General features: G+C 56.5%; 6 protein-coding genes. 4 read left to right on the top strand and 2 right to left on the bottom strand.

Annotated elements, in window-relative coordinates; translation table 11 throughout:
• The first annotated feature begins 387 nt into the window (after positions 1 to 387).
• The 3 genes from ACIQ20_RS03225 (at position 388) to ACIQ20_RS03215 (ending at position 3,805) form a co-directional block, all read left to right on the top strand.
• On the top strand, positions 388 to 2,103 hold the full coding sequence (locus ACIQ20_RS03225) for a class I adenylate-forming enzyme family protein (RefSeq protein WP_395777376.1): 1,716 nt from the start codon (positions 388 to 390) through the stop codon (positions 2,101 to 2,103).
• 9 nt (positions 2,104 to 2,112) lie between these two features.
• Positions 2,113 to 2,493 carry a VOC family protein gene (locus tag ACIQ20_RS03220; protein ID WP_395777374.1) on the top strand — a complete coding sequence of 127 codons (381 nt, stop codon included), beginning with the start codon at positions 2,113 to 2,115 and terminating at the stop codon, positions 2,491 to 2,493.
• A gap of 64 nt (positions 2,494 to 2,557) precedes the next feature.
• Positions 2,558 to 3,805, top strand: coding sequence for a CCA tRNA nucleotidyltransferase (locus ACIQ20_RS03215; protein WP_395777372.1), 1,248 nt, complete (start codon positions 2,558 to 2,560; stop codon positions 3,803 to 3,805).
• 3 nt (positions 3,806 to 3,808) lie between these two features.
• Here ACIQ20_RS03215 and ACIQ20_RS03210 read toward each other — a convergent pair whose 3' ends face one another.
• Positions 3,809 to 4,384 carry a GNAT family N-acetyltransferase gene (locus ACIQ20_RS03210; RefSeq protein ID WP_395777370.1) on the bottom strand — a complete coding sequence of 192 codons (576 nt, stop codon included), beginning with the start codon at positions 4,382 to 4,384 and terminating at the stop codon, positions 3,809 to 3,811.
• A 118-nt stretch (positions 4,385 to 4,502) separates the two neighbouring features.
• Here ACIQ20_RS03210 and ACIQ20_RS03205 point away from each other — a divergent pair, with 118 nt between their 5' ends.
• Complete coding sequence (locus ACIQ20_RS03205) at positions 4,503 to 5,798, top strand: acyl-CoA dehydrogenase family protein (RefSeq protein WP_395777368.1); 1,296 nt, start codon at positions 4,503 to 4,505, stop codon at positions 5,796 to 5,798.
• 88 nt (positions 5,799 to 5,886) lie between these two features.
• Here the strand turns inward: ACIQ20_RS03205 and ACIQ20_RS03200 are convergent, their stop codons facing one another.
• On the bottom strand, positions 5,887 to 6,360 hold the full coding sequence (locus tag ACIQ20_RS03200) for a flagellin (RefSeq protein ID WP_395777366.1): 474 nt from the start codon (positions 6,358 to 6,360) through the stop codon (positions 5,887 to 5,889).
• Positions 6,361 to 6,373: the final 13 nt, after the last annotated feature.

The following is a 6,373-nucleotide window of genomic DNA, read 5'->3' as shown; positions in this document are numbered from 1 at the left end:
GGTCACCTTAATCTCATTACCCGTCAGGTCGTTGGTGAACCCACCAACATTATCGTCCTTTGCCCCACAGGCAGCGGCGAAAAGTGGGAGGCTGAGTGCCAGCGCAAGCGCGATTAGGCGATTTTTTTGGGCGTACTTGTCGCATAACATGCTCCTTTAAGGGCCGGATCAAACGGCGTAATCTTTGTTTTTATGTGGGGACGATGATGGCAATTGTCATCGGCAATCAGCCACGCCTGCTGTGGGTATTGTTGGTCTAGGATTTTTTGGCTGCAATCATCCCAGAAGTCGCATGATTCTCCCTTGCTTTGCAGCTTCTCTCGTTGAATACCTGCAACAAATGCCCAAAGAGGCGGCACATAATCCCATCAGGGAGAGGAAACACCAATGCCATTTCCAGCCATGTCGGTTGCTCAAACGCATGCCATTCTAACGGGTCCCGGTGGCCCACTCGAGATCGAAACCAAGACCATTCGAGGTCAGGAGCTTCGCGTTTATAAGGTCGGCCCACAGAATTTGCGCGACATCTTCGAGATTGGCCGCTCGCACGGCGAGCTTGAGTTTATGGTGTATGGCGATGAGCGGATTACCTATCGCGCCCACGCCAATGCGGCTGCGAAGCTCGCCCATATCCTGAAAGACACCTATGGCGTTCAAAAGGGCGACCGGGTTGCGCTCGTGATGCGTAACCTGCCTGAATGGCCTGTGGTTTTCTGGGCTAGCGTCATCATTGGTGCAATGATTTGCCCGCTGAATGCGTGGTGGACGGCGGATGAGCTCGAATATGGCCTGCGCGATTCCGGCTCTGTCCTCGCCATTGTGGATGTGGAGCGTGCCGACCGTATCGCAGAAAAGCTGCCCAATATACCGAACCTAAAGGCACTCATTGTCGCGCGCGGCGGCGATGATAAGCCAGCTGGCGCGATCGCGTTGGAGGATTTGATCGGCGAGTCCGTCTCTTGGGCGGACTTGGCTGAGACAGCGGCCCCAGATGTCGAGCTTGATCCCGAAGACCTCTGCACCCTGTTTTACACCTCCGGCACAACCGGTGCGCCTAAAGGTGCCTTTGGTTCGCACCGCAATGTCATCACAAATCTGATGAATATGATGGTCAATACCGCCCGCCAATTCCTGCGTCGGGGTGAGACCCCGCCTGCGCCAGATCCAACCTTACCCAAAAAGGCAACTTTGCTGGCTATCCCCTTCTTCCACGTCACCGGCTGTCACGCCGTTCTGGTGCCTTCGGTGGCGCAAGGCGTAAAGATTGTGATGATGCACCGCTGGGACGCGCTCAAAGGCATTGAGTTGATCGAGAAGGAAAAGATCAACAGCTTCGGCGGGGTGCCTGCCATTGCATGGCAAGTGATTGAGCATCCCCAATTGAAAGAGTTTGATACCTCCACGGTAGAGAGCGTTTCTTACGGCGGTGCGCCATCTTCGGCGGAATTGGTTCGCAAGATTGTCGAGACCTTCCCGAAAGTGTCGCCCGGTCAGGGTTATGGCCTTACCGAGACCTCTGCCGCCGTCACCAATATTGGCTCTGAAGATTATGAATTGCGGCCGCTGTCCTGCGGTCCTGCCCATCCGATCAATGATGTGCGGGTGGTCGATGGCAATGGCCAAGACGTGCCCCTTGGCGAAGTCGGTGAGCTTTGGATCCGTGGCCCGAACGTCATCGTCGGCTATTGGAATAAGCCTGAAGCCACAGAAGCGGCTTTTGGCGGTGGCTGGTTTAAGTCTGGCGATCTGGTCAAAATGGATGAGGAAGGCTTCATCTTCATCGTCGATCGCGCCAAGGACATGATCATTCGCGGTGGCGAGAACGTCTATTGTTCCGAGATTGAGGATATCCTCTACAAGCACCCCGATATTTCTGATGCTGCGATTGTCGGCGTGCCGCATAAGGTTTTGGGCGAAGAAGTCGGTGCGGTGGTGACGGTGCCACCGGGCTCGACCCTGACAGCGGAAGAGCTAAAGCGCTGGGTCGGTGCATCGCTTGCCAGCTTCAAAGTCCCCGCGCATGTGCGCATCATGTACGAGCCTTTGTTACGCAATGCGAATGGAAAAATCCTCAAGCGGGAGCTTAAAGCTCTTTTTGAATAGGGGCAGGCAATGACAGATCGCGGACGCATCCTGGGTCTGGGCGGGGTCTTTATCAAAAGCCCTGAACCTGATCGTCTCAAGGCTTGGTATCGCGATGTGTTAGGTTTGGCGCTAGATGATTATGGCGTCACCTTTTCATTGGCGGGTCAGGATGGCGATCAAGTCTGGAGTCCGTTTGCGGCTGATACCACCTACTTTGCGCCATCGACGCGGGAAGTCATGCTAAACTTTCGGGTTGATGACCTTGATGCGTTGATGGTCAGGATTTTGGCCGCTGGTGGCGAGATGCAAGGCGATGTTCAGCAAGAGCCCTATGGCAAGTTCGCTTGGCTGGTCGATCCCGATGGCACCAAGATTGAATTGTGGCAGCAAGCCGGTGGCTTTGAGTGACGCGTGACTTGCGCTATACAGTCTTTGGGATGACACGTGCCGCTTTCAGCCCTATCTGCGAAGCATGACGGAAATCAGCCTCGCTACTCATGCTTTGGTACGCAACCTTGATGCGCAAGCTGTTCTCACTGCCCTCAATGCAGTTCAGGCCGACTGTGCCCGCTTGGTTGGCGGGTGCGTGCGCGATGCTGTTTTGGGTAAACTGGCGCATGACATTGATATTGCAACCCAATTAGCACCTGATGCTGTGATCGACGCCCTACGAGCGGCAAGTATCAAAGTGGTGCCCACGGGGCTAGCACATGGGACGGTGACGGCCATTCCAGCGGGCAAGCCGGTGGAAGTGACAACCCTTCGAACCGATGCCGCCACCGATGGCCGCTATGCCGAGGTCGTCTTTACCGACGATTGGTTGGCCGATGCCCAGCGGCGCGACCTGACCATGAATGCGCTTTATTGTGACGCCCAAGGCCGCGTCTTTGATCCAGTCGGCACAGGCATTGACGATGCTAAGGCTGGCCGCGTCCGCTTTGTGGGTGATGCAGAGACGCGCGTCACGGAAGATTATCTGCGGATTCTGCGCTTCTTCCGCTTCCACGCTTTTTACGGCAAGGGCGCGCTTGACCCCGTGGCTTTAGCGGCGTGTGCGGCCCACCAAGGCGGCATTGCTAGACTATCGGTTGAACGCGTGTGGATGGAGCTAAAGCGCCTGCTTGCGGCGTCCGATCCACGTGTCGTTTTAACGGCCATGGCTGAAACCGGGGTTTTGGCTGCCATTCTGCCCGAGGCTGAAGGCCTTGAAGCCTTGCAGCATTTGGTCGAGATTGAGAACAGCCTATTCCTCGACCCTGAGGCCCTGCAGCGCTTGATGGCGCTGTTGCCAAGAGATCCAACCCGTGTCGCAGGCTTGGTCAGCCGCCTTAAATTGTCCAGCGCCGAGGGTGATCGTCTGTTGGCGTGGGCCGGTGATCAAACGGGGGTCCAGTCCTATCTGTCAGCCCGCGAAGTCCGGCGTGCACTTTATTGGATGGGGACACCGCTTTATCTCGACCGCGTCAGGCTGGCGTGGGCGCATGATCCTGAACCCCGTCGTACCAGCCAGTGGCGCGCGATGATTGCCCTGTCAAGCGGCTTCGTCGCCCCGCGCTTTCCGGTGACGGGTGAGCAAGTGCTGGCAGCTGGCGCACGCCCGGGCCCTGCAATCGGATATATATTGCGTGAGCTGGAGCGTTGGTGGGTCGAAAATGACTTTACTGAAGACGAAATGGGCTTGGTCGAGCGGCTGAAAGCCCTCGTCCAAGCGCTGGGGTAAAGATCAGCGCGCCAGTCGCGCTTCTAGCCCTGCTTTGACAGTTGGCCATTCGTCACGAAGGATGGAGAACCAGGCCGTGTCGCGCCAATGGCCATCTGGCAGCAAGAGATGTCGCCGAAAAATACCTTCAAACGACGCGCCAAGCTTTAATATCGCGGCGCGAGAGCGCGCGTTGCGGGCATCCGTCTTTAGTTCCACGCGCTCCGCGCCGCATTCAAAGGCATTGTCCAACAAGGCTAGCTTGCAGACGGGATTAACTTGGGTGCCGTGGACGCTGGCGACATACCAAGTCCCGCCAATCTCAACGCCCTTATGCTCTGGCCGGATTGCGAGGTAGCAGGTCTGGCCTAGCAGCCGCCCGTCGCCTGTCCGGACCGTATGTAGAAGCCACCGGCCAGCCGCTTGCTCCTGCAGCATCCAATCAAAATTATGATCCCACTTGTCTGCGGCCATATCGCGCGGCCAGAAACGGAACAGGGCAGGGTCTGCGGCGGCTGCTTGCATCTCGGCACGGTCCGCTTCGGTCAACGGGGCCAAGGAAACATCGTGTAGGTGTGCGGTAACGGGGGCAAGTTTCATGTCGCGCTGTTTATGCCGCAGTTTTATCCGCTTCAAGTCTCATGCTTTCGATTGCCCTCCCGCCAGCACGGGGCTAGGTTATTAGGAAGGTAGAAAAACACGAAACAGGGAGCACGACATGATTTTCGAACATTCAGACGTAACCAAGCATTGGATCGACCGCGTTGAAGCCTTTATGGAGGAACATATCATTCCTGCCATTCCGGTTTATCAGCAACAAGATGCTGAGGGTGAGCGTTGGAAGGTCATCCAAGTCGTCGAAGACCTCAAAGTCAAAGCAAAGGCCGCTGGTCTTTGGAACATGTTTATGCCGCCAAGCCATGGCGCAGCCCATGTCGACGATACGTTTGAATTTGAAGGCCCAGGTCTGTCAAACGTCACCTATTCGGCGATTGCTGAAATTTTGGGCCGCGTTGGCTTTGCCTCTGAAGTGTTCAATTGCTCGGCACCTGACACCGGCAATATGGAAGTGCTGATGCGCTATGGCACGTTGGAGCAAAAGGAAAAGTGGCTGCGGCCTTTGATGAACGGGCAAATCCGTTCGGCCTTCTTGATGACCGAACCTGCCGTTGCTTCGTCCGACGCGACCAACATCCAGACCTCCATCGTGCGCGATGGCGACGAATATGTCATCAATGGCACCAAGTGGTGGAGCTCCGGCGTCGGCGACCCACGCTGCAAAGTCGCCATCGTGATGGGCAAGACAGATCCTAGCGCCAAATCCTATACCCAGCAGAGCCAAATCCTGATGCCACTGGATGCTAAAGGCGTGACCTTGGTTCGTCCGCTGCACGTGTTTGGCTATGACGATGCGCCACATGGCCACTTTGAAGTGAAGATGGAAAATGTGCGCGTGCCAGCTGAAAACCTAATCCTGCGCGAAGGCGCAGGCTTTGAGATCGCCCAAGGCCGCTTGGGCCCAGGCCGCATCCACCATTGCATGCGCACCATTGGCGTCGCTGAAATGGCGCTGGAAAAAATGTGTCAGCGCCTCACCACGCGCGTCGCGTTTGGCAAGACTGTCGCCGAGCATTCGATCTGGGAGCAACGCATCGCGCGTGCCCGCATCGACATCGAAATGACCCGTCTGCTTTGCCTCAAGGCAGCCTATATGATGGATACGGTCGGCAATAAGGTTGCACGCGCTGAGATCGCAATGATCAAGGTGCAAGCGCCGAACATGGCCCTTCAAATCATTGATGATGCCATCCAAGCCCATGGCGGCGGCGGTGTCAGCCAAGACTTTGGCTTGGCGTCGGCTTACGCCCATCAGCGTACGCTGCGTTTAGCAGATGGCCCAGACGAAGTGCATAACCGCACGATTGCGCGCCTCGAATTGGGCCGTCATGCGGGCGGTGCCATGAAGGCAAAAGCTGAAGCAGAAGCGGCTTTGCACGTACCTGGCATTCGCTAAATCATAGCAAAAAATAAACAAGAAATTGGCCCGGGCGGTATCGTCCGGGCCAAGTTTTTTGAATGGGCTTCTTCTTAAGTCTCTTCTCTTAGCGGAAGAGTGAAAGCGCGGACTGGGCAGAGCTATTGGCAAGCGAGAGTGCCTGAATGCCCAGCTGTTGTTTGACTTGCAAGGATTGCAGCTTCGCACTTTCCTTGCTCAGGCCGGCGTCGGAAATGGCACCGATCCCCGTGATGAGGGCATCGGAGAGTTTCGCCTCAAAGTCGCGACGCACGTCCAAACGCTTCGAACCAGCACCCCAAGTCGCCAGTTGCGTGCCAACAGCTGTGATCGATGCGTTGACTTGCCCAAGGGCGGTCGTGGCATTGGCGGATGAATCAACCGCCGAAGCTCCTGTGTCAGTGACGCCGCCGCCGTTTAAACCCAAGTTTGCTCTGAGGATTGCAATGCCATTGCCGCCAGAGGAATCCCCGAAGGCAATGGCACTATCGGGTGTGGCGTCCACCGTATTGGTCCCGTCAAACGAAGCATTGGCAACGATCGTTGTGATCTGGTCGCGCAATTGGGCGAAGTCA

It is taken from the genome of Aquidulcibacter sp. (genome assembly GCF_044346625.1).
Lineage (GTDB): Bacteria > Pseudomonadota > Alphaproteobacteria > Caulobacterales > Aquidulcibacteraceae > Aquidulcibacter.
Note: the sequence above shows the minus strand (reverse complement) of the source record. Positions and strands in the feature narration are given on the sequence as shown.